The sequence below is a fragment of the Maridesulfovibrio pacificus (SeqCode) genome (genome assembly GCF_048612815.1).
GTDB classification, from domain to species: Bacteria; Desulfobacterota; Desulfovibrionia; order Desulfovibrionales; family Desulfovibrionaceae; genus Maridesulfovibrio; species Maridesulfovibrio pacificus.
In genome coordinates this window covers 2893857-2919732 of sequence record NZ_JBLZNE010000001.1, presented here as the reverse complement: position 1 = coordinate 2919732, position 25876 = coordinate 2893857, and the positions used below count along the sequence as shown (strand labels likewise).

Here is a 25876-nt window from a genome sequence, read left to right as displayed (position 1 = left end):
ATTACAGAGGATTAAGTGTGAAGCTTAAGCGCGCCGCTATAGCCGTTATTATTGGCCTGTTTGTCTACCTCAGCCTTTATTCGTGGAATCTGAGGTCCGGACAGCTGGACCGTCTCGCCGGGTTTACCGGTCTTGAAATCGTCAAATGGGTTTTGTGGCCCTGCGAATATGTGCATGACCAATCGGTCGAGTTCTGGGAAAAGTATATCTATCTCTTGGGCTTGAAACAGCTCAATGATCAGCTCAGCTCTCAGAATGATTTGATGCGCCTTGAGATCATGAAGTTGCGTGAAAAGGCGGCTGAGGCCGAGCGTTACCATAAATTGCTTGCGATCAAGCCGGTACACAACTGGAAAACTGACGGAGCACGGATCATTGCCCAGCGCATGGGGCCTTCTGCTGCCCTTGATTCAATTATCATCAATAAAGGTGTGGTTTCGGGTGTTGATCCTGATACTCCGGTGATAACTCCTCTCGGGGTTGTGGGCCGGGTTGTGGAGCCGGGGCTCAGTGCTTCAAAGGCGTTGCTGCTGACCGATTTGAACAGCAGGATTTCTGTTCGCGGTCAGATTCACCGTTCCACAGGTCTTCTGGTCGGAAACGGCGAGGGCGAGTCTTTGAGTGTGAAGTACATGAAGATCAATGCCCCGGTCACCGAAGGGGAGATTCTGGTCACCTCCGGCCTTGCCGGTTTATTTCCCCCAGGTCTGCCTGTCGCCAAGATTATTTCTGTTGAGCGTTCTGACATTTCGCTTTTTCTTAATGTGGAAGCTGTTCCATTGGTGGACATGGAGAATACCGAAGAGGTGCTTTTGTTGCACAGAGGTGTTCCTGATACCAAGTCCCCTGTCGGAAATGCTAATTCCACAGCCAGTACCGGAAATTCCACCACAGCTGAAGGGAGGTAGGCCATGTATTCCGCTTTTTGGTGGGCCTGTTTCAGCTTTGTAGCAATCTGGGTACAGAAAATTGTGCCGGGAGTGGATTTCCTTGCTCCGGGATTGTTGCTCTGCATCCAGCTGGAAAAGAAATATCACATTGTCTGGCTTATTCTGATCTGGTCTCTTATTCAGGACGGTATCGGCGGCCTTCCTTTTGGTTACTCCGTTCTCTGGTATTCCTCAATTCTAGCGCTGTATCGTTGTGGAGCAATGTTTTTTGATGTGCAGTCAATGATGTTCGCTCTGCTCTGCGGAGTTGTGCTCGGAGCCTTGCACCCTGTGCTGACCGCAATGATGTCTATGCTCGCTGATATGGTCTGGGTTCGGGACCGGTATATCTTTGAAGGAATCCTGCAAGCCGCAATTTTCCCCGTTGAATGGCTCCTGCTGAAATATATTTATCCACAAAGGTTTAGACATGAGCCTGTATGAGTCTAAAACCCAGCAACCTCCCAAGAACGGACTGTTGCTCTTGCAGGGGCTTATACTGCTCCTGTTTTGTATTTTTGCCCTGCGTTTCTGGTATTTGCAGATTCATAAGGGCGAATATTTTTCCGAGCAGGCCCGTAATAACCAGTTGCGACAGGATAATCTTTATGCTCCGCGCGGTCTGATCAGGGACCGTAACGGACAGTTATTGGCTGTCAACGAACCCGCCTATGCTTTGGGTATTGTCCGTGAGGACTGCAAGGATCTTGATGCCACTATGGTGACCATATCTAAGTGGACCGGGGTAGAGCTTGCCAAGCTGCAGAAAGTATTCAAGAAGTCCCGGCGCAGGGTCAAACCGTTTGAGCCCTTAATTTTAGTTCCTAACCTCACTTTTGAACAGGTTGCTGTAATTGAGGCTAACTCATTGCACTGGCCCGGACTTGAGGTTGTGGTCCGTCCCCGCCGAAAATACCTGCAAGGCCCTCTTCTTTCGCATGTTCTGGGATATGTTTCCGAGGTTGATGAAGCTGAGTTGGAAGATGATTCCGATCTCGCTGTAGGTGACTACGTTGGGAAGCAAGGTCTTGAATCTGTGCTGGAAAAAAGATTTCGGGGCATCAAAGGTCGCAGGCAGAGTGAAGTTGATGCTACAGGACGCAGGCTAAAAGAGCGTATTCTTAACCCTCCCATAGCCGGAGAGGACATTGATCTTTCCATTGATCTCGGCTTGCAGGAACTTGGCGGAAAGCTGCTTGAAGGCAAGGCCGGGGCTGTAGTGGTCATGAACCCTGATAACGGTCAAATTCTGGCTTTCGTCAGTGCTCCATCCTATGACAACAATTCCTTTACTGACGGACTGAGTCAGAAGCAGTGGGTCGCATTGCGCGATGACCCCAGAACCCCGTTGCAGAACAGGGTGATCCAGTCCGTGTACCCTCCGGGATCGGTCTTTAAGATGACTGTTGCCGGGGCAGGGCTGCATTACGGGGTAATCACGCCTGAAGATACGGTTTATTGCCCCGGTCATATGAAGCTCGGCAAATATGTGTTTCGTTGTTGGAAACGAGGCGGACACGGAGAGACCGATCTTGAAAAGTCTTTGGTGGAATCCTGTGATGTATATTACTACAAGCTGGGTAAAAAACTCGGCGTAGACCGGATGAGCGAATATGCCTTTGCAGCAGGATACGGCAAGCCCACTGGAATCTCTCTGCCACACGAAAAAGGCGGGCTGATCCCGACCCGTAAGTGGAAAAAACGGAGATTTGGCGAAATCTGGCATCCCGGCGAGAACCTGAACTTCTCCATCGGGCAGGGCTATACCCTTGTCACTCCCTTGCAGGTGGCCCGCTCTATTTCTTCACTAATTAATGGTGGCAGATTGCTCAGGCCGCAGCTTCTGGCCGGCGAACCGGCCGAAGAGCAGGGTCTGCTTCCGCTCACAGATCAACAACGTGAATTAATTCGCAAGGCCATGATCGCCACAGTAGATGGCTCTCGCGGAACCGCACGCAGACTGCGCATGAAAGGGGTTGTCGTCGGTGGTAAGACCGGGACTGCTCAGGTGGTTAAGCTCACTGATGAGCTTAAAAAAATGAAGGATGAAGATATCCCTTATAAGTATAGGGACCACGCGTGGATGGCCAGTTTTGCAGAAAAAGGAGACCAGCGTTATGTGGTTGTCTGTATGGTTGAACACGGTTTGCATGGTGGTTCCGGGGCCGGTCCGATAGTCAAAGCTATCTATGATTATATTTTCAAAGGCAATAAGGGTAAGAAATAATGTCTCCCATTGACCGCAGATTACTTATTCATATGAACTGGTTCCTGCTGGGACTGGCGGCAATGCTGTTTTTTGTCGGAGTTCTTAATCTTTACTCTGCCAGCGGATTCAGGCTGGAGCAGGGAATGAGCGTCAGCTCATTTTACCAGAAGCAGCTCATCTGGGGACTGATGGGCTTTGCCGGTATGATCACCTTTATGCTCTTTGATTACCGGCATTTAAGGACCATAGCATGGCCTTTGTTCTGGGTTACTGTGATACTTCTGGCGTGTGTCCCGGTAATCGGTAAAACCATTTACGGTGCCCGACGCTGGCTCGATCTGGGGTTCTTTAATTTTCAACCCAGTGAGATGGCTAAGATTACCATTCTGGTTATCGGGGCCAAGATTCTTTCCCGCAGTAGCGATCCCCTGAATATCAAGAATCTAGCTTATGTCGTCGGGGTGGGGATTATTCCCGCAGGGATGGTAATTGCCCAGCCGGACCTCGGTTCGGGACTCAATATTCTGCTCATTCTCGGCGGGATGATTCTCTATAGGGGGCTGACTCCCAAGCTGTTCAAAACCCTTGCCGTGGTCGGTCCTTGTTTGATTCCTGTGGGCTGGCTTTTCATGCATGATTATCAGAAGCGCAGGGTTATCTCGTTTATGAACCCGGCCAGCGATCCGCTCGGCGCGGGCTATCATATCATTCAGTCGGAAATCGCCATCGGGTCCGGAAGGGTCTGGGGTAAAGGATTTCTGGGCGGAACGCAGTCTCAATTGCGGTTTTTGCCCGAGAAGCACACTGACTTTGCTATCGCTGTTTTCGGTGAAGAGTGGGGCTTTGCCGGGGCTATGGCCCTGCTCAGCCTTTTTTGTGTGTTTTTGTATCAAATGGTTGTGACAGCCAGAGAAGCAAAAGACCTGTTCGGAAGCTATCTTGCGGCAGGCGTATTCTTTTATTTCTTCTGGCAAATCCTTATCAATATGGGTATGGTCCTCGGACTAATGCCGGTAGTAGGCATCCCTTTACCATTCATCAGTTATGGCGGCAGTGGTACCGTCGTCAACCTTTGTCTCGTGGGTCTCGTTTTAAACGTTTCCATGAGACGTTACGTATTTAAACAGGGGTAAGCCGCATGTTTGGTTTTTCAAAAACCGGCTCTGGGGAAAAGGAGATAAAAATGGCAAGAGATGAAATAAATGCATTCTTGGGCAGCGGAACCGATTATCAGGGAAAGCTGAATTTTCAAGGTGCTGTACGTATTGACGGTAATTTCAACGGTGAAGTTGAATCCGAGGGAACTCTGGTCGTCGGCCGCGAAGCAAAGGTAGAAGGTGTTTTGCGTGTAGGCCAGCTTGTTCTCAGTGGGCGTGTGACAGGAGAGGTTTATGCAGCTGAGAAGGCTGTTCTGCATAAGACTGCAAACCTGCAGGGTAACCTGGTCACCCCTACCCTGGTAGTGGAGGAAGGTGCGGTTCTGGAAGGGCGTGTAACCATGAGTTCCAGCTCGTCTTCTGCAACTGAAACAGAAACAGAAGAAATTAGTTAAAAAAATAACAAGCCAGTGTTGACGGGGGTTAATCGGCGAAAAGTAACCGATTCATTTTCAAAAACCCTTTGACACAAGCTCTAAATTTAGCTACACCGCAACTGACTTTGGACAAAAATTCACAACCTTTTCGGGAGCAGGCATGATTGATTTAGATATTAGCTTTTTTATCCAGTTAGCGAACTTCATCATCACCCTTCTTGTTCTCAACCTTCTTATGTTTCGTCCTATTCGTGAAATCATCAGGAGACGCGCAGAGCTCATGAGCGATCAGCTCTCCAAGGTGGAAAATTTCAACGGACAGGCTGAAACCAAGGTTAAGGATTACGAAGCTGCTCTGGACTCTGCCCGTAAAGAGGGAATGGAAATCCGGAACGACTTCAAAGATCAGGGAGCCGCTCAGGAACAAACATTGCTCGCCGAGGCCGGAAAAGTCGCAGCCGCGACTATGAAGGAAGCTCGCGCGGAGGTTGCAGCTGATAAAGGTGCAGCAATGAAGGTTCTTGGTGGCGAAGTTGAAGCTTTTGCTCAGAAGGTTACAGCCAAGGTTCTTGGCTAGGCCTAATCAATATCGAAGGGGGGTTTAGCCTTGAAGCGGAAAAACATGATCATGGCAACAACCGCTCTTTCCGTACTGCTAGCAGCAGGCGCAGCCTATGCAAGCGGTGGTGAAGGGGCTCACGAAATTCCCTGGGCAAACTTCGGTTGGCGTGTACTTAACTTGATCCTCGTCCTCGGGATCCTTTACAAGTTTGCTGGCGATAAAATCGCCTCTCTCTTTAAAGGACGCCAGGCAGGCATCAAGCAGGAGCTTAACGATTTGCAGTCCCGTAAGGAAGCTGCAGAGAAAAAGCTCCGCGACGTCGAATCAAGTATTGCTAATCTGGAACAGGAAAAGGATTCCATCCTTTCCGAGGCCAGATCTCAGGGCGAGGCCATGAAGGCGGCGATCATCCAGAAAGCCGAGCAGACTGCCGAGCAGATCAAAGCTCAGGCCAAAGTCTCCGCAGAGCAGGAAGTAAACGTAGCACTTGACGAAATGCGTGCAGAAATGGCTGATCAGGTCATCGAAGCAGCTGAAAAAATCGTCAAGAGCAAGCTTACCAAAGCTCAGCACGAGACTCTGGTGGATGAATACTTAACAAAGGTGGTGCTCTAATGACCGGGAACATAGTCTCACGCAGATACGCCAAGGCGCTGTTCTCCGTTGGCCAGAAGCAGGGAGAAGAAGACCTTGCGGCGTATGGTTTGGCACTGACCGAGTTGTCCCAGATACTGGAAGATTCCCCGGAGGCCCTGAGGCTCTTCCAGAATCCTGTTTTCAGTGCGGATGAAAAGAAAGCCGTACTCGAAAAACTGCTTGAGAAGACCTCGGCAGGACCTGTGGTTAAAAACTTTTGCAGCCTTCTGGCCGACAAAGGACGTCTGCCGGTTATTCCTGAGATCGCAAGCGACTACGCAGGAATGCTGGACAACGTTCAGGGTGTCGTCCGTGGCAAACTGGTGACTGCAATCAAGCTGACCGTTAAGCGTCAGAAAGAAATTAAAACACGTCTTGAAGAACAGCTTAAAAGCAAACTCGAGCTCGACTTTGCTATGGATAAAGACATCCTCGGAGGTGTTGTTCTTCAGGTTGGTGATAAAGTTCTTGATGCAAGCATTCGCGCACAGCTGCAAATGATGAAAGAACAGATTAAAAGGGGTGTGTAGGGCCATGCAGATTAAAGCGGAAGAAATCAGCAAAATCATTGAAGATCAGATTCAGAATTATGAGTCTAAGGTCGAAATGAGCGAAACCGGTACCGTTCTCTACGTTGGTGACGGTATTGCTCGTGTTCATGGTGTTGAGAACGCAATGGCTATGGAACTCCTCGAGTTCCCCGGCGGCCTGATGGGCATGGTTCTCAACCTCGAAGAAGATAACGTCGGTGTTGCACTTCTTGGTGACGACACAGGCATTAAAGAAGGTGACCCGGTAAAACGTACCGGCAAGCTCTTCTCCGTACCTGTTGGTAACGCTGTTATGGGTCGTGTTGTTAACCCTCTCGGCCAGCCTATCGACGGTCTCGGACCTATTGAAGCAGAAGAAACCCGTCCCGTTGAGCTTAAAGCTCCCGGTATCATCGCACGTAAGTCCGTACATGAGCCCATGTACACCGGTCTGAAAGCGATTGATGCGATGACTCCTATCGGACGTGGTCAGCGTGAGTTGGTTATTGGTGACCGTCAGGTTGGTAAGACCGCTATCTGCGTTGACGCTATTCTCGCTCAGAAAGATTCCGGTATCCACTGCTTCTACGTAGCTATCGGTCAGAAAAAAGCAGCAGTTGCTCTTGTTGCTGACATTCTGCGTAAGCACGGTGCAATGGAATACACCACAATCATTTCTGCAACAGCATCTGAGCCTGCACCTCTGCAGTTTATTTCTGCATACACCGGTGCAACCATGGCTGAGTACTACCGTGATGGTGGTAAGCACGCCCTGATCGCTTACGATGACCTTTCCAAACAGGCTGTTGCATACAGACAGATGTCTCTCCTGCTTCGTCGCCCTCCGGGACGTGAAGCATACCCCGGTGACGTTTTCTACCTGCACTCAAGGCTCCTCGAGCGTTCTTGTAAAGTAAATGATAGCCTCGGCGCTGGTTCTCTGACCGCACTGCCTATCATTGAAACTCAGGCAGGTGACGTATCCGCATACATCCCGACCAACGTTATCTCCATTACCGACGGTCAGGTTTACCTCGAGCCCAACCTCTTCAACTCCGGTATCCGTCCTGCTGTTAACGTAGGTCTGTCCGTATCCCGAGTTGGTGGTGCTGCTCAGATTAAAGCTATGAAGCAGGTTGCCGGTACTCTGCGTCTTGACCTCGCACAGTATCGTGAATTGGCAGCTTTCGCAGCTTTCGGTTCCGACCTCGATAAGGCCACCCAGCAGAAGCTGAACCGCGGTGCCCGCATGGTTGAGCTTCTTAAGCAGCCTCAGTACAAGCCCATGAACGTCATGGAGCAGGTTGTATCTCTGTACGCCGGTACCCGCGGATACATGGATGAAGTACCTGTTACCGCAGTACGTAAATACGAAGATGAGCTTCAGGAATTCATCGCTAACGCGAAACCTGAAATCCTGGAAGGCATCAAGACTAAAGGCGCTATTGACGACGATATCGAAGGCAAGCTGAAGGCCGCTCTGGAAGAGTTTAATAAAGGTTTCACAGCTTAATCCTGGGAGGTACTGATGGCTTCTCTTAAGGATGTCCAAAACCAAATCGTCAGTATTAAAAAGACTAAGCAGATTACCAAAGCCATGAACATGGTTGCGTCGGCTAAGCTGCGCGGTGCTCAAGACAGAATTGAGCGCTTCCGCCCCTACGCAGACAAGTTCTACGAAATGCTTGGCGATCTGGCAGCAGGCGCGGATTCATCCGTTCACCCGCTGCTCGAAGTCCACGAAGAGATCAAGACCGTAGGTATCGTACTTACCACCTCTGATCGCGGACTTTGCGGTAGTTTTAATACGAATATGATAAATGCAGCCCTTAGACTGGCTGCAGCGAAGAAGGCTGAAGGTAAAGCTGTAAAGTTTTACTGCGTAGGTAAAAAAGGTGCTGCCGCCGTTAAGAAGACTGAGCATGAAATCATTGAAGCTCTCACTGATGACATGAGCTCCTTCGACTTCAATCTGGCTGCATCCATCGGTAACAAAGTTATCGATGCCTATCTTGCTGAAGATCTTGATGAGGTTTTCCTTGTCTTCGGTAAATTCGTAAGCGTCGCCAGCCAGCCCCCGGAAACCCTTCAGATCCTGCCTATGTCTTCCGAGGCAGCAGGTGAAGAAGCTGAGTCCGGCGCTAGCAGCGAATACATTTACGAACCTTCCGTTGAAGGCCTTCTCGCGGAGCTGCTGCCCCGTTTTGTTAAAGTTCAGGTTTATCGCGGTCTGCTCGACACATCCTGCAGTGAACACGCTGCACGTATGGCTGCCATGGATAACGCATCCAGAGCATGCGACGATATGACCGAAACTCTGACCTTGCTTTATAACAAAACCAGGCAGGCCGCTATTACCGCGGATCTTATGGACATTGTCGGCGGCGCTGAAGCGCTGAAAGGATAATATAGGGGGTTACTCTGATGAGTAAAGTTACAGGTAAAATTGTTCAGGTTATCGGCGCGGTTGTTGACGTCGAATTTCCTGAAGGGCAATTGCCCAACATTCTGACTGCGGTCGAGATTGATAACCCGAACAACACCGACGCACCTGACCTGGTGTGTGAGGTTGCACAGCACCTCGGTGATAACGTTGTTCGTACCATCGCTATGGACGCTACCGAAGGTCTCGTCCGCGGCATGGAAGTAGTTGCAATCGGTGAATCCATCTCCGTACCTGTCGGTAATGGCGTTCTCGGTCGTATCCTTAACGTTGTTGGCCGCCCTGTTGATGAACTGGGTCCCATCGACGCTAAAGAATCTATGTCTATTCACCGCGCTGCTCCGGAATTCACCGAGCAGTCCACCACGGTTGAGCTGCTGGAAACCGGTATCAAGGTTGTTGACCTTCTTGTTCCCTTCCCCAAGGGTGGTAAGATGGGCCTCTTCGGCGGCGCAGGTGTTGGTAAAACCGTTATTCTGATGGAAATGATCAACAACATTGCGAAACAGCACGGTGGTAAATCTTGCTTCGCAGGTGTTGGTGAGCGTACCCGTGAAGGTAACGACCTCTACCACGAAATGAAAGACGCAGGCGTTCTTGAGAAGTCTGCTCTCGTATACGGCCAGATGAACGAACCTCCGGGAGCACGTGCTCGTGTTGCACTGACCGCTCTGACCATCGCTGAGTACTTCCGTGATGTTGAAGGTGAAGACGTTCTTCTCTTTATTGATAACATCTTCCGTTTCACCCAGGCAGGTTCCGAGGTATCCGCACTTCTCGGTCGTATGCCTTCCGCAGTTGGTTACCAGCCGACTCTCGGTACTGACCTTGGTGGACTCCAGGAACGTATTACCTCCACCAACAAAGGTTCCATTACCTCTGTTCAGGCTGTTTACGTCCCTGCGGATGACTTGACTGACCCCGCACCTGCTACCACCTTCTCTCACCTTGACGGTACTCTCGTTCTTTCCCGTCAGATTGCAGAGCTTGGTATTTACCCTGCGGTTGACCCTCTTGACTCCACCTCCCGTATCCTCGACCCCAACGTACTTGGTGCCGAGCATTACGCGACTGCCCGTGAAGTTCAGATGGTTCTGCAGAAATATAAAGATCTTCAGGACATCATCGCCATTCTTGGTATGGATGAACTGTCCGACGAAGATAAGCAGACTGTTGCACGTGCTCGCCGCATCCAGCGTTTCCTCTCCCAGCCCTTCCACGTTGCTGAAGTATTCACCGGTACCCCCGGCGTATACGTAAAGCTGGAAGACACTGTTAAGGCTTTCAGAGGAATCCTCGACGGCGAATACGATGACATGGCTGAAAACTCCTTCTACATGGTTGGCGCAATCGAAGAAGCCATTGAGAAAGAGAAAAACAAATAGCATAGGACGCGATTATGGCTAGTAAGCTCCTTTTGGAAATCGTTACTCCTGATCGCAAGGTCCTTTCCCAGGAAGTCGACTATGTCGGCGCCCCGGGGATTGAGGGTGAGTTTGGTATTATGGCCAATCACATACCCTTTCTTTCGGCTCTCGGCGTAGGTAACCTCTACTTTAAAGAAGGTAACCGCACTCACTACATCTTTGTTTCCGGCGGCTTTGCCGAAGTAGGAAACAATAAAGTGACCATTCTCGCCGAAGTTGCTGAAAAGGCCGTTGAGATCGACATCGCTCGGGCTCAAAAAGCTCAGGATAAAGCGAAGGCTCGTTTGGCTAAAGCACAGGATCGCATTGAATCCGCTCGCGCGCAGGCCGCTCTCCAGAGAGCACTTGCACGCTTAAGCTGCAAAGATGCGGCCCAGAAGGCCGGGACTACCACTCACTAGAGCTTAGTTTCAGCCTCAAAGCCCATATGGCTATCAGGGAGCAGACTGTTTAAACAGTCTGCTCCTTTTTTTGTTTAATACCTTAGGTATCGCATTGAAATTACGGTAAAATTAAATTCAATAAAATTTTATTACGCATTTACTCAAGTCCGGCAACCTGATAACAAGTGGCGAGCAAATAATATTGGAGAGTAATTTATTATGGATAAATCATTTGCCTGCGCCCTTGTCCTTGCTGGAGGAAAGGGTACCCGCATGCATTCGGACAGCCCCAAGGTACTTAAAACCTTACTCGGCGAGTCCATGCTCTACTATGTATATAAGGCCCTTAAACCAGCTCTCGGCGAAAATGTTTTTACCATTGTCGGTTTTGAATCCGGACAGGTTGAAAAAGCACTCCCGGATATGAAAGACCGTTTTGTTCTTCAGGAAGAACAACTTGGAACCGGACATGCTCTGCAGATGGGATGGGACCGGATCAAAGAATCGGGTGTTGAATACTGTCTGGTAATCAACGGTGATACCCCGTTGATTCAGGAGCAGGTTGTGACCGATTTTCTTGAAGCGGTGAAAAATGAAAGTGCTGACCTTTCTTTTATGAGTATCACACCGGATGAACCTGCTGCTTTTGGACGGGTCATTCGCGACAAAGAAGGTCAGGTTACAGCCATTGTGGAAGCCAAAGATTACGATGAAGCTGAACATGGTCCGGTAAGTGGCGAAGTCAATGCCGGGATCTATTGTATTAAAATCTCCTCTGTGGACAGCTTGCTTAGTAAACTGACCAATAATAATAAGAGTGGGGAGTATTATATTACTGATCTTGTTGACCTTGCTGTGGAATGTGGCATGAACGTCACCGCAGTGAATGCCGGAAACTCCATTGATCTCATGGGGATCAATAGCCCGCTTGAGCTTGCTAAGGCTGAGTCCGCACTACGCTTGCGGACAGCTGAAAAGCTGCTTGAAAGCGGTGTTACCCTACACAATTGGGAGTCGGTTGTAGTTGGTCCCGGTGTTGAAATTGACCCGGGGGCTGAAATTACAGGTCCTTGCGAAATTTATGGTTCATCAAAGATTGGTCGTGGTGCAGTGCTCCAGTCCCATGTTCGCATAGTGGACAGTGTTGTCGATTCAGGAGCAATAATTAAGGCATACAGCCATCTTGAGGAAGCCAAGGTTGGACGCGATTGTATGGTCGGTCCCTACGGGCGTCTGCGTCCGGGCGCGGTCCTTGAGGAAGAGTCCAAGGTAGGCAACTTTGTAGAAGTGAAGAAGGCCGTTCTCGGTAAGGGAGCTAAGGCCAGCCACCTGACTTACCTCGGTGACAGTGAAATCGGCGCAGGAACCAACATCGGTGCGGGGACAATCACCTGCAACTATGATGGGGTGAACAAACATAAAACCGTTATAGGTGAAGGTGCGTTCATCGGCAGCAATACTGCACTTGTGGCCCCGGTAACTATCGGCAAAGGTGCCTTGATCGGAGCCGGTTCCACAATAACTAAGAATGTAAAAGATGGTGATCTTGGTGTCGCAAGAGGCAGGCAGGTCAACATTTCCCGGACTTCTAAGAAGTCTTGATTTTGTAAAGATAAGGTATTAGGGTAGGACTATGGAAATAATCGCTCATTTGGAAGAACGTTTCGATAAGATGCTGCAAAAAATTAAGCAACTTGAAGAAGAAAATGCTTTTCTTCTTGAGGAACTTGAACAGGAGAAACAGCGTAAGGACGATGTCCGCAATCGCATTGAAGTTCTCCTGAACAAAGTTGAAGGTACCATCGAATAAGGGTTTTTCAGATCCGTTGTCCTTCAAATGAAGGAAACGGATTTATATAAATTCTACAGGAATACTGTCACCGGATTAATATGCCCCGTTATACTATTCCCGTTCTCGGACTTGAAATTTCTTTCAAGACCGATGCGGACAAAGAAAGAATTGAAGCCGCAAAAGATGTGCTCGAAGAGAGATTTGGCGAGCTTACCCGGGGCGGAAAGGATGTCAGCAGGGAGAAATTACTCACCTGTCTGGCTCTTAGTCTGGCCGATGATTACCTTGAACACAGCCGCAAGCTCGAAACAATGGAAGAGAAAATTAACGCGCTGTTAGAGAAGTGATAAGCTGTGCATAGCACCGCTTTTTAAGATATAAAGAAATTTCCCTGGGGAGTGCGTGATTGCCCTATGGCTTTTGAACCAATATAAAAAGTAAGGGAGCAAGCATCACCGGAATGGTGTGCAGGCCCGGTTTTACCGGGAAGCCTAAAATTCCGGGGGCAGCGCCCACCTGTTAGACTAGGTTCTAACGTATACGGCAACACGGCATCTCCGGGGTCCCAATATGGGGATTCTCGGTATTGGTATGAATTAACAGGTTTAATTTATTAAATTTTCTGCCGGACCACTTAAAAAACACCTCATTCAGCCTTTTGTTCTCTTCTTTCCATTGCAGATTGTTATAATCTTCCGATTGTATTAATCGGTAATGACAAATCAGGTCCTTTGAGATCTGTCAACATACAAAGGAGAAAGGCATGTTTGGGGATTTTTTTCTGATTTTATTTGGAATCGCCCTAGGTGCCGCAGGCGGTTACGCTCTGCATCGGTACGTGAATTCCAAACGTCTGGCTGATTCGCAAGGATTGGCAGACCGTATTGTCCAGGAAGCCCGTAAAGAAGCTGAAGCCATGAAAAAGGAAATTAAGCTTCAGGGGCAGGACGAAGTTTATGCTCTGAAAAAAGAGCAGGAAAATGAGTATAAAGAAATGGAGCGCGGCCTGAAAAGGCAAGAGGAGCGCCTCCAAGAAAAAGAAGAGCGTCTTGAGAACAAGCTTGAAAAAGTAGCCAGCAAAGAGTCCGAAGTTGTGACTCTTGAAAAGCGTATGATCAAGCAGGAAAAGAAGCTCGAAGGTCTTCGCGAAGATCTTGAAAAGAGAAAGGATGAGCATGAGCGTAGATTGCAGGAAGTCTCCGGGCTGACTGTTGAGGAAGCGCGTGAAAAGCTCATGACCGAAATTGAAAGCAGGACCCGCCACGAAGCTGCCAAAATGGTTCGTTCCATTGAAATGGAAGCCAAGGAAGAGGGAACCCGCAAGGCCCGCAAGATTCTCGCCCTCGCTATTCAGCGTTACTCCGGCGATTACGTAAACGAACAGACCGTTACCGCTGTGACTCTTCCTTCCGAAGATATGAAGGGTCGCATCATCGGACGTGAAGGCCGCAACATCCGCGCTCTTGAAGCTGCAACCGGTGTTGACCTGATCATTGATGATACTCCGGAAACGGTTGTTCTTTCCGCTTACAGCCCGCTGCGCCGCGAAGTGGCCAAGCAGGCTCTTGAGCGTCTGATCCACGACGGACGTATCCACCCCGCACGCATTGAAGACATCGTCAACAAGGTTGAGCAGGAAATGGACGTCAAACTGCGTGAGATTGGTGAACAGGCAACTTTCGATGTAGGCGTTCACGGTATTCATCCCGAAATCGTCAAGCTCATCGGTCAGCTGCAGTACCGCACCAGCTTCTCTCAGAACGTTCTTCAGCACTCACTTGAAGTGGCTTTCCTCTGTGGGATTATGGCGGCAGAACTGGGCATGGACGAGAAAATCGCCAAGCGCGCAGGTCTGCTGCACGATATCGGTAAGGCTGTCGACCATGAAATCGAAGGGCCTCATGCTGTCATCGGTGCCGACCTTGCCAAGAAGCATGGTGAATCCAAAGAGATCATCCACGCTATTCAGGCTCACCACGAAGATATTCCGCCCAAATCCGTGCTCGCAACCCTCGTTCAGGCTGCGGACTCCCTGTCCGGTGCCCGTCCCGGTGCGCGTAAGGAACTGCTGGAAAACTACGTTAAGCGTCTTGAAGAGCTTGAAAACGTGGCTACCGGTTTCGACGGTGTATCCAAAGCCTACGCCATTCAGGCAGGCCGTGAGATCAGAGTTATGGTTGATGCTGAAAGAGTATCTGACGATAACACCCATATGCTCTGTAAGGATATCGCCACCAAGATTGAAAACAACATGACCTATCCAGGCCAGATTCGTGTGACCGTTATCCGCGAACGGCGCTCGGTGGGCTATGCTAAGTAAATAACTTCCCGAAAGGCCCGGTTCACCGGGCCTTTTCTTTATTATCACAATCCATGCGTATACTATTTCTCGGTGACATATTCGGCAGACCCGGTCGTAAGGGGATCGCTGCAAAGGTTAAGGGGCTTCGTGAGGAGTTGGCCCTTGATCTGATTATTGCCAACGGTGAGAATGCATCGCAGGGAATCGGGCTTTCAATCAAAAACGCCCAGCAGTTACTCGACTACGGGGTCGATCTTTTGACTTCCGGCAACCACATCTGGAAGTTCAGTAATATTTATTCATTTTTGAAGACCTGTGACCGGATCGTGCGTCCGGCAAATCTGCCGGAAGGAACTCGTGGAAGGGGCTGGACTTCTTTTGAAGTCCGTGGTGAAGTGCCCGTTGCGGTTATTAATCTGCAGGGACGGGTCTTTATGGATCCGGTGGAATGCCCATTTAAGTGCGCAGACAAAATTTTAGAGGAAATCGACCCGGAGATTAAGGTCATACTGGTTGATTTTCATGCTGAGGCCACTTCAGAGAAGCAGAGCCTCGGGCGTTACCTTGACGGGCGGGTCAGTGCCATGCTGGGCACCCATACTCATGTGCAGACTAATGATGCCCGTATTTTTGAAAACGGCACCGGCTACATCACCGATGCAGGTATGTGCGGTCCGGTTGAATCCTGTCTGGGCTTAAGTCCCAATCCGGTCATCAAACGCTTTGTGACCGGTCTTCCCCAGAAATGGAAAGTTGCTGGCGGCCCTATAGAATTACAGGGCGTGCTGCTCGAAATAGATGAAGAAACAGGCCGGACTGTCTCAATTGAGACATATAACTCAGGCCGGATGACCGTATAAGAAAATTTCCAATAAAAATATTGCCTATCGACGATTTTACCCAGCTAAGCTTAATAAAAGGTTTTGGGATTCTTAAACTCTTTGAGCCCGCCGGGAGGCTCGCCGAAGGCATAAAAAAGCCTAATGCAGGCAAATAAATACATTCTTAAAGAGGTTTAGCAAATGAACATTTATGATGAACTAAAGTGGCGAGGGCTGATCAATCAGGTGTCTGACGAAGAGAAGGTACGAGAGTATCTGGATACTCCGGGTCAGTACATGTATTGCGGCTTCGACCCCACTGCCGACAGCCTGCATATCGGTAACCTTGTTCCTCTTCTCAGTCTTGTGCGTATGAAGCGTGCGGGACACAATCCGCTGTTTTTGCTCGGCGGTGCAACCGGACGTATCGGTGACCCCAGCGGTAAGGACAAGGAAAGGGAATTTACTTCTATCGAAAAGGTAGAATCGCAGGCTGCAAACATCAGAACCCAGATTGAGGCTTTTGTTGAGCGCAACACTGGCGAAAAAGCAGAAGTAGTCAATAACTACGACTGGATGAAAGAGATTTCCTTTCTTGATATGCTGCGCGACGTAGGCAAGCACTTCTCCGTTAACTGGATGATGGCTAAAGAGTCCGTAAAGGGCCGTTTCGGTCGCGATGATGTTGGTATTTCCTACACTGAATTCAGCTACATGCTGCTGCAGAGTTACGACTTTTACCATCTCTTCAATGAGAAGGGCTGCCAGCTTCAGATTGGTGGCGGTGACCAGTGGGGTAACATCACCGCTGGTTGCGAACTGATTCGCCGCAAGGCTCAGGGTGAAGGTTTCGCTGTAACCTTTCCGCTGATTACTACTGCATCCGGCCAGAAGTTCGGTAAGAGTGAAGGCAACGCTGTTTTCCTGAATGCTGAATTGACTTCCCCGTACACATTCTATCAGTTCTGGATCAACACTGATGACCGTGATGTAATCAAGTTCCTCAAGTACTTCACTTTCCTCACTGAGGAAGAGATTGCTGAGATCGCCAAAGAACACGAGGAAGCTCCGCATCTGCGTGCAGCTCATAAGCGTCTTGCCGAAGAGACCACCATTATGATCCACGGCAAGGAAGAGCTTGAAAAGGTTCAGGCCGCAACAGCTGCGCTTTTCGGCAAGGGCGACATCATGTCTGTTGATGCCGCTACCCTGCGCGGTGCTATGGAAGCTGCTCCCGGTGTAGAATACGCTAAAGTGGATCTGCCCGATCTGCCCCAGATCCTGCTCGACCTTGGAATGGTTAAATCAAAAGGTCAGGCCCGCAAGGATATTCAGGGTGGTGGATTGTACATCAACAACGAACGTGTTGCTGATTTTGATTATGTTCCCGGCGATGATGACTTTATCGGCGGCGAATGCATGCTCATCCGCAAAGGTAAAAAGAACTACGGTTTAGTTACCCTTAAATAAATAAAATCCAAAACGAATTAATTTGGCCCGCTGGAAGAGTCTTTCAGCGGGCTTTATTGTGCATACTGCTTTGCAATCGCGATCAAGCAATGTATTGTGTGCATGCACTTCGAATAGAGGGTAGTTTATGCGACTGTTTTTCATTGCAATGTCATTTATATTCGGTGCTCTTGCGCCAACTCAGGCCGGGGTAAACCTCAAACTGCGTGGTTTTGTGGGTGATCCTGTTTTGGCTGCTATTGTCTCTTTTGCAGTTGGGACCCTGAGCCTGCTTGTATATGCATATTTTACGAAGGTTCCGCTTCCGGAAGGTTCTGCTGTTCTGAAAGGACCGTGGTGGATGTGGACCGGCGGATTTATGGGCGCTTTCTTTGTGGCGGCGGCAATCGTGGTGGCTCCGGTGTTGGGTGCCGGAACGATGATGTGTTGGATGGTTGCCGGACAAATGGCAGCTTCTCTTCTGCTGGACCACTATGGAATCATAGGGTATGCCGTGCGGGAAGCAACGCCGGGCCGTATTCTCGGAGCTTTGTTGGTCATTGTCGGTGCAGTGCTGATTGAGAAATTTTAGGTTAAATATCAAGGAGTGGGGTTTTGAAGGATATTCTTTGTAAGTACTTGAAGAAGTTGTGGGAAAATACTGTTCTGGTCTGCCGGATGGTTAAGATTGAACACTCCATTTTTGCCCTGCCGTTTGCTTATATGGGTATTTTCCTGGCTAGTGGGACCTGGCCGGAATTCAAGCCCTTTGCACTGCTGACCGTGGCTATGGTGGCTGTACGCTCCTTTGCCATGGCTGTGAACAGACTCTTTGATATCAATATCGACAGTGAAAATCCGCGTACCCGGACCCGCCCGCTGGTTACCGGGGAATTGACTCCGTTTTTTACTTTCTGCTTTATTGCGGTTTGCGCCGTAGTTTTTGTTTTCGCTTGTAAGGGCATGAATGAACTTTGCTACAAGCTTTCATACTTTGCGCTGGGTTGGTCGGCTTTTTATTCCCTGACCAAGCGTTTTACCATGCTCTGCCATTTCGTGCTCGGATCAGTGCTTGGTCTGGCCCCTGTTGCCGGCTGGCTCAGCGTTGACCCTAATTTTTCCCTGCCCGCGATTCTGTTCTTCTTCGGGGTTACTTTCTGGGTGGCCGGATTCGATATCCTCTACGCTACTCAGGACCGTAAATTTGACCGTAACCGTGGGCTCAATTCAGTTCCGGCTAATCTCGGTATCCAGAAGGCTTTGACCATATCTACATTCAGCCATATCAATACTGTTATCTTTTTCGCATTGGCCGGATTGGCTGCCGGACTGGGCTGGATTTACTTTTCCGTTCTTGCGGTAGTGGGTGGAATTCTCATTTTTGAACATCTGCTGATTTCCGCCGAAGATATGAGCCGAGTAAATATGGCATTCTTCACTTTGAACGGGGTAATTTCAGTGCTCTTGTTTCTGGGAACTTTTGCCGACATAATGATTTAGGCCAGTATTGTATTTTTAGTGCTAAAATATCTTTTGTTACAAATAGGTTACGGAGTCAGGGTAATTCCCTGACTCCGTTTGTTTTGTTTAGATATACCGAAACGAGTAGACAAGCTCTTATATAGTGTTTAGAAGCGATTTTGCGAGGTTTATTGAAGGTTCGGCTTTGGAAGGCTAAAAATAATCTTAATTCTACCGATATATTATTGTATCATATGCTAATATGATCCTCGTTTGGGAGACGGGGGATTCCTGTCAGGATAGCAATATCAGTGTGGGAATTGGTAGAAGGATGATCGAATAATTTTGTGGGTTATTCGTATTTAGCTGGGAGAAGTTGATATGGACAATGGAAATGGAAAATTCATGCGCACTGTTGCATGGATTTATTTTGGGGTGTTAGTTGTCGCCGCGGCCTTTTGCGGCGTAATCTTATTTGCTTTCAGCAATGAGCCTTGGGCTATGACCGGGTTGGCTTCCGGTTTGATAGCACTTTTGGTTTTGCTGGGAATCTGTATTTTTACCGTTCTCAAAAATCAGGTCGTCCGACCAGTGGAATGTCTTACAAATTTTGCTAAGCTTGTGATCAAGGGTAAGTACTCCGAAGCTGATAAATGCACCAGCCCGGGGCTTGACGGCTTGCGTGCAGCTGTAAGCGAGTTGAGTGATTCTTACAAGGAACGGCTTGGCTTCAGCACAAGTATCCTTGAAGGTCTGCCGCTTGGTTGCTGTATTGTAGACACTAAGGAACACATTACTTTTCTTAACAAAGAAATTCTGGAAATGATCGGTTCAAACGAAAGACCCGAATCATATCATGGACGCATGATTTCCCAGATTTTTTATCATGATGATCGCAAATCTTTGATCGGCCACTGTATGGATGATGATACCCGGGCTATGAACCGTGAAGTCATTTTCAAGCATGTGGACGGCAGCGATATCAATATTCTGGCCAACCTTTTCCCCCTGCATGATGTGGTTGGTAATGTTATCGGCGGATGCTGCCTGTATATCAACACCACCGAATTGAAGCAGCGTGAAGCACATATTATTGATCAGAATGAACTCATTGCCAGAGCTGCTGATCAGGCCGATTCTGTTGTTTACGAGTTAAGCAGCGCGGCTGAGCAGTTGCGTGGACTGGTCGGTGAGGCCCGCAAGGGAGCGATGGTGCAGAGTGAGGAAGCCGGACAGGCTGCCACTGCCATGGAAGAAATGAATGCTACCGTGCTTGAGGTAGCCCGTCATGCGCAGGAAGCCGCAAGCGATGCTGATAAAGCAAAGTCTGAAGCAGAGAAAGGTGAAGATACTGTTGCCGGAGTTGTCAGCGCTATTGATGAAGTCTCCGGTCAGGCAAGTTCTCTGAAAGCTTCCATGGAAGATCTGGATGTGAAGGCTGAAGCTATCGGTAATGTCCTTAGCGTGATTGAAGATATCGCGGACCAGACCAACCTGTTGGCTCTGAATGCTGCGATTGAGGCTGCTCGAGCGGGTGAAGCCGGACGCGGATTTGCCGTTGTTGCTGACGAAGTCCGCAAGCTTGCGGAGAAAACCGTTCAGGCAACAACCGAGGTCCATCAGGCTGTTTCAAATATTCAGCAGGGCGCTAAGACTAACGTTAAGGCTACCGAGGCTGCGGTTGAGTCAGTTGCCCGCAGTACTTCGCTTGCCGGGGAATCCGGTGAGGCTTTGGCGCGCATTGTATCCATGTCCGAGGAAACTTCGGACCGTATCAGGTCTATCGCCACTGCTGCCGAGCAACAGGCCGCAGCCAGTGAGGAGATTAACCGTTCCACTGAAACGGTTAACCGTATTTCAAATGAAACCGAACAGGCCATGGTCGAATCTTCAGCGGCCATTGAAAAACTGGCCAAGCTGGCGGATGATCTTTCCGGTATCATTCATGGAATGCAGAAGAAATAATTTAAAAAACGGGGCAGGTTCTACGGAACCTGCCCCGTTTTTATTTTGGGCGTTGAACGCACCTATCCCCTCAGCCTGAGGAGTTTTCGTTTTTTTTGTCAAAATCCGTAGCGCAGGTAATCTTTGTCCTTGCGGTTAATCAGCTGAATATAGCGGTAGCGGCTTTTGACCTGTGCTTCTTCCAAAAGCGAATAGCCCTGATTGCGGCACTTGTCACAGGCCGCAGCGGGTATTTCCAGTCCGAAGCCCATTGGACCGCCTTCTCGCTGGGTCTCCACCTTGAGCAATCCCCGGCAGTTATCGCAAAGCAGCAGGGATTCGGTCTGTGATTCAGTGAATCCTTCGGTATCGTAGAAAATATTGCGATGACGCACGGACCAGCCTCCGCTAATCACTCCTTCAGCGCTTTCTGCGGGCGGATTAAAATAAATGTCTTTAACCCCTTCGCAAATGGTTGCAATGTAATTCATGATTTCTTCGGATTCCCTGAGCGTTTCAGGGTTGAAGCCCGGTTCGCGCACATGGGAATAATCCACTCCGGCCATAGCCAGACTGATACCCAGATTTACGTACGGCAGGGCGCCCTGAATAGCGTAACCACCTTCAAGTACGGCAATATCAGGCTTGAGCATGGAATTCAGGGCGGCATACCCCTGTGCCGAGAAATTCATGTTGGTGATCGGATCGGTAAAGTGGTTGTCCTGTCCGGCGGAGTTGATGATCAGATCCGGCTTGAAGTCTTCAAGAATGGGCATGACCGCATTCTCCATGACCATCATGAATCCGGCATCCGCCGTACCGGGGGGCAGGGGAATATTCACCGTGCGCCCAAGAGCTTTGGGGCCACCTGATTCCTTGGGGAATCCCGTTCCCGGATAGAGGGTTCGTCCATCCTGATGCAGGGATATGAACAGGGTGTCGGGATCATGCCAGTAAACATCCTGTGTACCGTCTCCGTGATGGCAGTCGGTATCCACAATGGCGATACGCTTGGGGCCGTAATTCTCACGGATGTATTCGCACATGATAGCTTCGATGTTGATGGCGCAGAATCCGCGTGAGCCTTGCACTGTTTTCATTGCATGGTGGCCCGGTGGACGCACGAGCGCAAAGGCCCGGTCCCTCTCGCCTTCCATAACAAGTTGTGCTGCTTTGATGGCCCCGCCTGCAGAAATATAGTGCGAGCGGGTTGCAATTGCTTCGGCTTCGGGAAAGCAGAAATGAACCCGTTCAATGTCTTCGCTGGACGCCACTTCAGGTTTGTATTCGCGGATGCCTTCGATGTCGAAGAGTCCTTCTTCACGCAGTTGGTCCTGAGTGTAGAGCAGCCTTTCCTCCCGTTCCGGGTGGGTGGGGGAAATTGCCCAGTCAAAGGCGGGGAAAAATATGATTCCCAGACTGTTTTCAGCCTTGAGCATTCTTAACTCCGTTTATGAATATGTCCGGTCCACGCCGGGTTTGATCTGACATTTTACCCTGATATTGCGCCCGACGGTACTGGACCCGTTAACCATATTAAATGATGAGGAACTGGTGATCTGGGCATTGGAGCCGTCTGAGGCTACGTGCATTTCGCCGAGATGTGCCAGCAGGTGGTTCATGGCATCTCTTTCTGCGTCTTCGAGTTTATAGTTGCGGGGGATGTTCTCGCGGTGTCCCAAAGAAGGGATGAACATAAGCCCGCGTTCGGTGTCGGCGAAAAGTTCCAGTTCGGTGGTTGTGCGGGTCAGGGCCGCGCCGATGGCATTGGCTACATCGTAATTTTGCGGAACTTCGGTTGAAAGGCGGAACTTGCGGAATATATCCATCTTCATGGCCTGAGCAGGGCCTCCCATGATGTATATCTTGCGGGGAACGATCTTTATGTTCTCCAGCAGTTCATGGATGGTATAAACCGGCTGCTGGTTGATCTCTTCCACAAGGCTGCGGGTGGAGCTGTGTATTTTATCCACTGCGCATGCTATGGCCTGATCAGCTAATTCGCCAGTTTCAAAACCGTGTTTTGCGGCAAAAGCACTGAATCCGGATTTCGAACGTTCAGTATTGCCGCAATCGCAGGAATCCTTCCAGATAAGCGCGTCAGTCAGGGTCGGTATTTCTCCCCCGAAAGCAATAGACGGGCCGAGGCGGTTGGGACCGACCCGGACGCCGCCGTCAAATATTGATATGGCTGAATCCCCACCGATTCCGATGGAGTGGACTTTTAAGGCCCTTACAAGAGTGGGGTGGGAGCCGATGTGGATGCCTTCCTGCTCGATAAGCGGGCTGCCTCCGGCGAAAATTGCAATATCAGTGGTGGTCCCACCGATATCGTAGATGATGGAGTCATGGGTTATGTTGCACAGGGCGATAATGCCCATGACACTTGCTGCGGGACCGGAAAAAATGGATTGTACCGGAACCCTGCGAGAAAGATTCAGCGGCATGGTTCCGCCGTCCGCTTTTAGGATGTTGACCTTAATTTGACCTAGTCCCATTTCATCGAGGGTATCGGCAATGGCATCGGCGAACTTGTTAAAGACCCGCCAGACCGCACAGTTGTAAAAGGCGGTTGAAATTCGGCGCGGGAAGTTCAGTCGTCCGGTGAGCTGGTGACCTAAAGTAATGAAGTCCGCATTGTCGCCGATGGCCAGCTCGATAGATTTTTCATGGGCCGGATTGCGGGGGGAAAATTTGGTGACTGCTGCGTATACTTTGATCCCGGACTTACGGCAGGAAGCAATAGCTTCTTCAAGGGATAGGTTGTCAAGCCGTTTGGTTTCCGATCCGCGGTGATCCAGTGATCCGGGGATAACGTGAAAATCCTTGCAGGTCATGAAAGAATGGGGGTCGAGTCCCGGGCCTGCGGAAACAATTACGCCCACATCTTCATAGTTACCTTCCACAATAGAGTTGGTAGACAGCGTTGTGGACAGGTTCAGCTGGCGTATGCGGGACGGGTCGGTGTGGCGGAGAATTTCTCCAAGGCTGTTCCTGATGGAGGAGAGCAGGTTGTCGTGTTCAGTGGCAACCTTGACCTGTGCTTCCAGTCCGTCAGGACCTATGGCAACGGCGTCTGTGTGGGTTCCGCCGACATCAATTCCGAGAAGGAGCATCTGATAAATCCTTGAATTCTTCCCCCGGTTCATTCGGGAGGCTGGTGAGCAGTATTACATTAATGAATCGATCCATCCATTTATCTAGCACCCGGCCAATGTTGCCGTCCAGAGCTTTTACAGTCAGCGGTTTGATGTATTCCGTGAGCGGTTTTATGTTTCTCGTTTGCGGATGGTCTTAGTTGTTTTTGCTGATTCCAAGCTTTTTCATGCGTGAATCAAAGGTGGAACGGTTAACCTCCGCAGCCCGGGCGGCACGGCTGATATTCCAACGGTATTTTTCCAGCATTTTCATCATGTAAGAGTATTCCATTTCTTTCCATGTTAAAGAGCTGAGTGCTTTCTGCGGATCGCTTGGCAGAGCTGTTTTTTCGTTCAGTTTGCGAGCTCTGTTTTCCACAGGAGGTTTGGTGCCGGGGTGCACGATGTGCAGGGGAAGGTCCTTGATGGATATGGTGTCACCGGGAACCATGGCTTGAAATTGTTTGACCATGTTTTCCAGTTCGCGGATGTTTCCCGGCCAGTTGTATTTCTCCATGACAGCCATTGCTTCGTTGGACATCTTTTTAGGCAGCATGTGGCTATGCGCTGCTTCTCGGCTCAGAAAATGTCCGGTCAGCAGGTGAATGTCCTCTCTACGTTCACGCAGGGCCGGCAGTTTAAGGGGCAGTACGTTGAGTCTGTAATAAAGGTCCTCTCTGAATCTGCCTGAGCGGACTTCCTCTTCGAGGTTGCGGTTGGTGGCTGAAATAATGCGGATGTCTATCTTTTTGGTTAGAGTTCCGCCAAGAGGTTTGATTTCGTTTTCCTGTAATACCCGAAGGAGTTTGGCTTGCAGGTTGATATCCATATCCCCGATTTCATCAAGGAAGACAGTGCCTCCATCGGCAGCCTCAAATAAACCCAGTTTATTGCTGGTGGCACCGGTAAATGCCCCTTTCACATAACCGAATAATTCACTTTCCAGCAGGTTCTCGGGGATGGCACTGCAGTTCTGAGTCAGGAACGGTTTTTGGGCCCGCGAACTCTGGGCATGGATTTCTTCTGCAAATAGTTCCTTACCGGTTCCTGATTCACCATAGAGCAGGACCGGATAGTTGGTGGCACCGTAATTTTTAACCAGTTTGAGGGCTTTGTTTACCGATTGACTTTTGCCCACAATGGTTTTGTTGTTTCGAATGCTGCTCAAGGTCCGGCTGAGCTGGGCAAATTCAATGCGCTGTTTTTGAAATTCAATGGAATTGCGTAAGGAAATTGAACCTATATCAACCATGTCCTGCAGCATGGTCAGGTAGGCAGGGTCAAGGTTGAGTTGTTTTCCTTCTGCGCTGGTGTCTATGACCTGTACAGCTCCGTAAACTTCCTGTCCTTCGAGTTTGAGTGGAAAACATAGGATTAAGCGACTTTTAATTTTGAAGTTTTTTTCCAATAAGCTGTAATGGCGTGAGTCTCCTGCTTCGGCAATGGTCATTTTCCCATTTCGAATTACCCAGCCCACAATGCTGTTTTCCTGCGGGGGAATTCTGACACCCTTAATGTCTTCACTTTTCTCGCCCAATGCTTCAACGCACTCATACATGCCGTCACGCTCCAGCCAAAGGGAGCCGCGTTCTACGTTTTGCAGCTTAAGCAGCAGAGTCAGAATTTGCTTCTGCAATTTTTCCGGATCTAATTCTTTGGAAAGGGCCTTGTAATCGTTTACAGATATTGTCATAATAATAGTTTTTTCTTAGGTTGTACGATTCTGTTATCTAGGTATATTCGCGATATATCGTCAAATTTGTGCTTGGTCAACATGGATTACACATTGAATAATCGATTAAGAGGCCGCTTTGGGAGGGAGATCCCTTTGAAACAGTGCCGTCAGCTGTTCTTTATAAAGTTTGGCACGGATGGTGCTCTAGGGAGATTAGCTTGTTAGTCAAGTATGGACTGGAGAGCCCACTCCACCTCCCCGACCCCTCCGGGCTCTCCAGTCCATAACCTTTTCAAGAACAAATTCGACGCAATTCCTCGAATATACGGAGATGGTCTGATGAGTAGTGTTGAAAGTTTAATGTCCATGCATCGTGAAGATATGTCTCTCTTAAGGACAGAAGCCAAGCAGGCTAGAAGAGAACGTTTGGATAATAGTCGTGAAATGGATCAGGCATTTAAAGATCTGCGCAGCAAAATTTCCGCTGAAATGCCGGTAACAAGTTCTTATTCTTTTAAGCTCCGTGCTCCCATTGCCTTTATGGCCACCCTGATGGGAGTGATTAGTTTTTAGTAGTTTTGTGCCCCTGCCGTTTGGCAGGATGATCGCCTAAAAAAAGAACCCGTTCATCATATGATGAGC

At 49.4% G+C, this 25876-nt stretch carries 25 protein-coding genes and 1 other RNA gene; 23 read left to right on the top strand and 3 right to left on the bottom strand.

The features are described from left to right. The first annotated feature begins 17 nt into the window (after positions 1–17). From mreC to ACNI23_RS13455, 22 genes are all read left to right on the top strand, one after another. Positions 18–908: a rod shape-determining protein MreC gene (gene mreC, locus ACNI23_RS13560; RefSeq protein WP_420249426.1), complete on the top strand. Its 891-nt coding sequence runs from the start codon at positions 18–20 to the stop codon at positions 906–908. A gap of 3 nt (positions 909–911) precedes the next feature. Further along, positions 912–1373, top strand: a complete 462-nt coding sequence (locus ACNI23_RS13555; protein ID WP_420249424.1) for a hypothetical protein — start codon at positions 912–914, stop codon at positions 1371–1373. Beyond that, the gene (mrdA, locus tag ACNI23_RS13550) at positions 1360–3156 is read left to right on the top strand and encodes a penicillin-binding protein 2 (RefSeq protein ID WP_420249422.1); all 1797 of its coding nucleotides are present in this window, start codon (positions 1360–1362) and stop codon (positions 3154–3156) included. Before ACNI23_RS13555 ends, mrdA begins: the two co-directional genes overlap by 14 nt. Further along, the gene (gene rodA / locus ACNI23_RS13545; protein WP_420249420.1) at positions 3156–4271 is read left to right on the top strand and encodes a rod shape-determining protein RodA; all 1116 of its coding nucleotides are present in this window, start codon (positions 3156–3158) and stop codon (positions 4269–4271) included. Before mrdA ends, rodA begins: the two co-directional genes overlap by 1 nt. A gap of 50 nt (positions 4272–4321) precedes the next feature. Then, positions 4322–4690 carry a bactofilin family protein gene (locus tag ACNI23_RS13540; RefSeq protein WP_015853324.1) on the top strand — a complete coding sequence of 123 codons (369 nt, stop codon included), beginning with the start codon at positions 4322–4324 and terminating at the stop codon, positions 4688–4690. A gap of 142 nt (positions 4691–4832) precedes the next feature. Next, the gene (locus ACNI23_RS13535; protein WP_015853323.1) at positions 4833–5249 is read left to right on the top strand and encodes a F0F1 ATP synthase subunit B; all 417 of its coding nucleotides are present in this window, start codon (positions 4833–4835) and stop codon (positions 5247–5249) included. Positions 5250–5294: 45 nt separating this feature from the next. Further along, positions 5295–5849 carry a F0F1 ATP synthase subunit B gene (gene atpF / locus ACNI23_RS13530; RefSeq protein ID WP_420250570.1) on the top strand — a complete coding sequence of 185 codons (555 nt, stop codon included), beginning with the start codon at positions 5295–5297 and terminating at the stop codon, positions 5847–5849. Then, positions 5849–6400, top strand: a complete 552-nt coding sequence (locus ACNI23_RS13525; RefSeq protein ID WP_015853321.1) for a F0F1 ATP synthase subunit delta — start codon at positions 5849–5851, stop codon at positions 6398–6400. Before atpF ends, ACNI23_RS13525 begins: the two co-directional genes overlap by 1 nt. A gap of 4 nt (positions 6401–6404) precedes the next feature. After that, on the top strand, positions 6405–7913 hold the full coding sequence (atpA, locus tag ACNI23_RS13520) for a F0F1 ATP synthase subunit alpha (protein WP_420249419.1): 1509 nt from the start codon (positions 6405–6407) through the stop codon (positions 7911–7913). A 15-nt stretch (positions 7914–7928) separates the two neighbouring features. After that, positions 7929–8807, top strand: a complete 879-nt coding sequence (locus tag ACNI23_RS13515) for a F0F1 ATP synthase subunit gamma (protein ID WP_420249417.1) — start codon at positions 7929–7931, stop codon at positions 8805–8807. Positions 8808–8824: 17 nt separating this feature from the next. Continuing rightward, a complete protein-coding gene (gene atpD, locus ACNI23_RS13510) occupies positions 8825–10228 on the top strand; it encodes a F0F1 ATP synthase subunit beta (RefSeq protein ID WP_420249416.1) in 1404 nt (467 codons plus the stop codon). Between the two features lie 14 nt (positions 10229–10242). Then, complete coding sequence (locus tag ACNI23_RS13505; protein ID WP_420249414.1) at positions 10243–10671, top strand: F0F1 ATP synthase subunit epsilon; 429 nt, start codon at positions 10243–10245, stop codon at positions 10669–10671. A 201-nt stretch (positions 10672–10872) separates the two neighbouring features. Further along, positions 10873–12255 carry a bifunctional UDP-N-acetylglucosamine diphosphorylase/glucosamine-1-phosphate N-acetyltransferase GlmU gene (glmU, locus tag ACNI23_RS13500; protein WP_420249413.1) on the top strand — a complete coding sequence of 461 codons (1383 nt, stop codon included), beginning with the start codon at positions 10873–10875 and terminating at the stop codon, positions 12253–12255. Between the two features lie 31 nt (positions 12256–12286). After that, positions 12287–12463 (top strand): hypothetical protein, encoded by a 177-nt coding sequence (locus ACNI23_RS13495; RefSeq protein ID WP_015853315.1) that lies wholly within the window; start codon positions 12287–12289, stop codon positions 12461–12463. 80 nt (positions 12464–12543) lie between these two features. Then, complete coding sequence (locus tag ACNI23_RS13490) at positions 12544–12792, top strand: cell division protein ZapA (protein WP_420249412.1); 249 nt, start codon at positions 12544–12546, stop codon at positions 12790–12792. A 38-nt stretch (positions 12793–12830) separates the two neighbouring features. Beyond that, positions 12831–13013: non-coding RNA, 6S RNA (ssrS, locus tag ACNI23_RS13485), on the top strand. A 195-nt stretch (positions 13014–13208) separates the two neighbouring features. Further along, positions 13209–14765, top strand: a complete 1557-nt coding sequence (rny, locus tag ACNI23_RS13480) for a ribonuclease Y (protein ID WP_420249410.1) — start codon at positions 13209–13211, stop codon at positions 14763–14765. A gap of 53 nt (positions 14766–14818) precedes the next feature. Beyond that, positions 14819–15607 carry a TIGR00282 family metallophosphoesterase gene (locus ACNI23_RS13475; protein WP_420249409.1) on the top strand — a complete coding sequence of 263 codons (789 nt, stop codon included), beginning with the start codon at positions 14819–14821 and terminating at the stop codon, positions 15605–15607. A gap of 162 nt (positions 15608–15769) precedes the next feature. Then, entirely contained in the window at positions 15770–17038 is a 1269-nt protein-coding gene (gene tyrS / locus ACNI23_RS13470) for a tyrosine--tRNA ligase (protein ID WP_420249407.1), read from the top strand. 127 nt (positions 17039–17165) lie between these two features. Next, complete coding sequence (locus ACNI23_RS13465) at positions 17166–17609, top strand: DMT family transporter (protein WP_420249405.1); 444 nt, start codon at positions 17166–17168, stop codon at positions 17607–17609. Positions 17610–17632: 23 nt separating this feature from the next. After that, positions 17633–18517, top strand: a complete 885-nt coding sequence (locus ACNI23_RS13460) for a 4-hydroxybenzoate octaprenyltransferase (protein WP_420249404.1) — start codon at positions 17633–17635, stop codon at positions 18515–18517. 342 nt (positions 18518–18859) lie between these two features. Beyond that, positions 18860–20443: a methyl-accepting chemotaxis protein gene (locus tag ACNI23_RS13455; protein WP_420249402.1), complete on the top strand. Its 1584-nt coding sequence runs from the start codon at positions 18860–18862 to the stop codon at positions 20441–20443. 98 nt (positions 20444–20541) lie between these two features. Here ACNI23_RS13455 and ACNI23_RS13450 read toward each other — a convergent pair whose 3' ends face one another. The 3 genes from ACNI23_RS13450 to ACNI23_RS13440 form a co-directional block, all read right to left on the bottom strand. Then, entirely contained in the window at positions 20542–21861 is a 1320-nt protein-coding gene (locus ACNI23_RS13450) for a histone deacetylase family protein (RefSeq protein WP_420249401.1), read from the bottom strand. 12 nt (positions 21862–21873) lie between these two features. Continuing rightward, positions 21874–23538 (bottom strand): hydantoinase/oxoprolinase family protein, encoded by a 1665-nt coding sequence (locus ACNI23_RS13445; protein WP_420249399.1) that lies wholly within the window; start codon positions 23536–23538, stop codon positions 21874–21876. A 178-nt stretch (positions 23539–23716) separates the two neighbouring features. After that, complete coding sequence (locus tag ACNI23_RS13440; protein ID WP_420249398.1) at positions 23717–25252, bottom strand: sigma-54-dependent Fis family transcriptional regulator; 1536 nt, start codon at positions 25250–25252, stop codon at positions 23717–23719. A gap of 321 nt (positions 25253–25573) precedes the next feature. Here ACNI23_RS13440 and ACNI23_RS13435 point away from each other — a divergent pair, with 321 nt between their 5' ends. Continuing rightward, entirely contained in the window at positions 25574–25807 is a 234-nt protein-coding gene (locus tag ACNI23_RS13435) for a hypothetical protein (protein ID WP_420249397.1), read from the top strand. Positions 25808–25876: the final 69 nt, after the last annotated feature.

Coding starts and splice junctions, on each gene's coding strand:
- atpA (WP_420249419.1), top strand. CDS start 6,405: ATGCAGATTAAAGCGGAAGAAATCAGCAAAATCATTGAAGATCAGATT.
- atpD (WP_420249416.1), top strand. CDS start 8,825: ATGAGTAAAGTTACAGGTAAAATTGTTCAGGTTATCGGCGCGGTTGTT.
- ACNI23_RS13515 (WP_420249417.1), top strand. CDS start 7,929: ATGGCTTCTCTTAAGGATGTCCAAAACCAAATCGTCAGTATTAAAAAG.
- mrdA (WP_420249422.1), top strand. CDS start 1,360: ATGAGCCTGTATGAGTCTAAAACCCAGCAACCTCCCAAGAACGGACTG.
- ACNI23_RS13440 (WP_420249398.1), bottom strand. CDS start 25,252: ATGACAATATCTGTAAACGATTACAAGGCCCTTTCCAAAGAATTAGAT.
- ACNI23_RS13435 (WP_420249397.1), top strand. CDS start 25,574: ATGAGTAGTGTTGAAAGTTTAATGTCCATGCATCGTGAAGATATGTCT.
- atpF (WP_420250570.1), top strand. CDS start 5,295: ATGATCATGGCAACAACCGCTCTTTCCGTACTGCTAGCAGCAGGCGCA.
- ACNI23_RS13465 (WP_420249405.1), top strand. CDS start 17,166: ATGCGACTGTTTTTCATTGCAATGTCATTTATATTCGGTGCTCTTGCG.
- ACNI23_RS13445 (WP_420249399.1), bottom strand. CDS start 23,538: ATGCTCCTTCTCGGAATTGATGTCGGCGGAACCCACACAGACGCCGTT.
- tyrS (WP_420249407.1), top strand. CDS start 15,770: ATGAACATTTATGATGAACTAAAGTGGCGAGGGCTGATCAATCAGGTG.
- ACNI23_RS13535 (WP_015853323.1), top strand. CDS start 4,833: ATGATTGATTTAGATATTAGCTTTTTTATCCAGTTAGCGAACTTCATC.
- ACNI23_RS13490 (WP_420249412.1), top strand. CDS start 12,544: ATGCCCCGTTATACTATTCCCGTTCTCGGACTTGAAATTTCTTTCAAG.
- ACNI23_RS13495 (WP_015853315.1), top strand. CDS start 12,287: ATGGAAATAATCGCTCATTTGGAAGAACGTTTCGATAAGATGCTGCAA.
- ACNI23_RS13455 (WP_420249402.1), top strand. CDS start 18,860: ATGGACAATGGAAATGGAAAATTCATGCGCACTGTTGCATGGATTTAT.
- ACNI23_RS13540 (WP_015853324.1), top strand. CDS start 4,322: ATGGCAAGAGATGAAATAAATGCATTCTTGGGCAGCGGAACCGATTAT.
- ACNI23_RS13525 (WP_015853321.1), top strand. CDS start 5,849: ATGACCGGGAACATAGTCTCACGCAGATACGCCAAGGCGCTGTTCTCC.
- ACNI23_RS13475 (WP_420249409.1), top strand. CDS start 14,819: ATGCGTATACTATTTCTCGGTGACATATTCGGCAGACCCGGTCGTAAG.
- glmU (WP_420249413.1), top strand. CDS start 10,873: ATGGATAAATCATTTGCCTGCGCCCTTGTCCTTGCTGGAGGAAAGGGT.
- ACNI23_RS13505 (WP_420249414.1), top strand. CDS start 10,243: ATGGCTAGTAAGCTCCTTTTGGAAATCGTTACTCCTGATCGCAAGGTC.
- ACNI23_RS13555 (WP_420249424.1), top strand. CDS start 912: ATGTATTCCGCTTTTTGGTGGGCCTGTTTCAGCTTTGTAGCAATCTGG.
- rodA (WP_420249420.1), top strand. CDS start 3,156: ATGTCTCCCATTGACCGCAGATTACTTATTCATATGAACTGGTTCCTG.
- ACNI23_RS13450 (WP_420249401.1), bottom strand. CDS start 21,861: ATGCTCAAGGCTGAAAACAGTCTGGGAATCATATTTTTCCCCGCCTTT.
- rny (WP_420249410.1), top strand. CDS start 13,209: ATGTTTGGGGATTTTTTTCTGATTTTATTTGGAATCGCCCTAGGTGCC.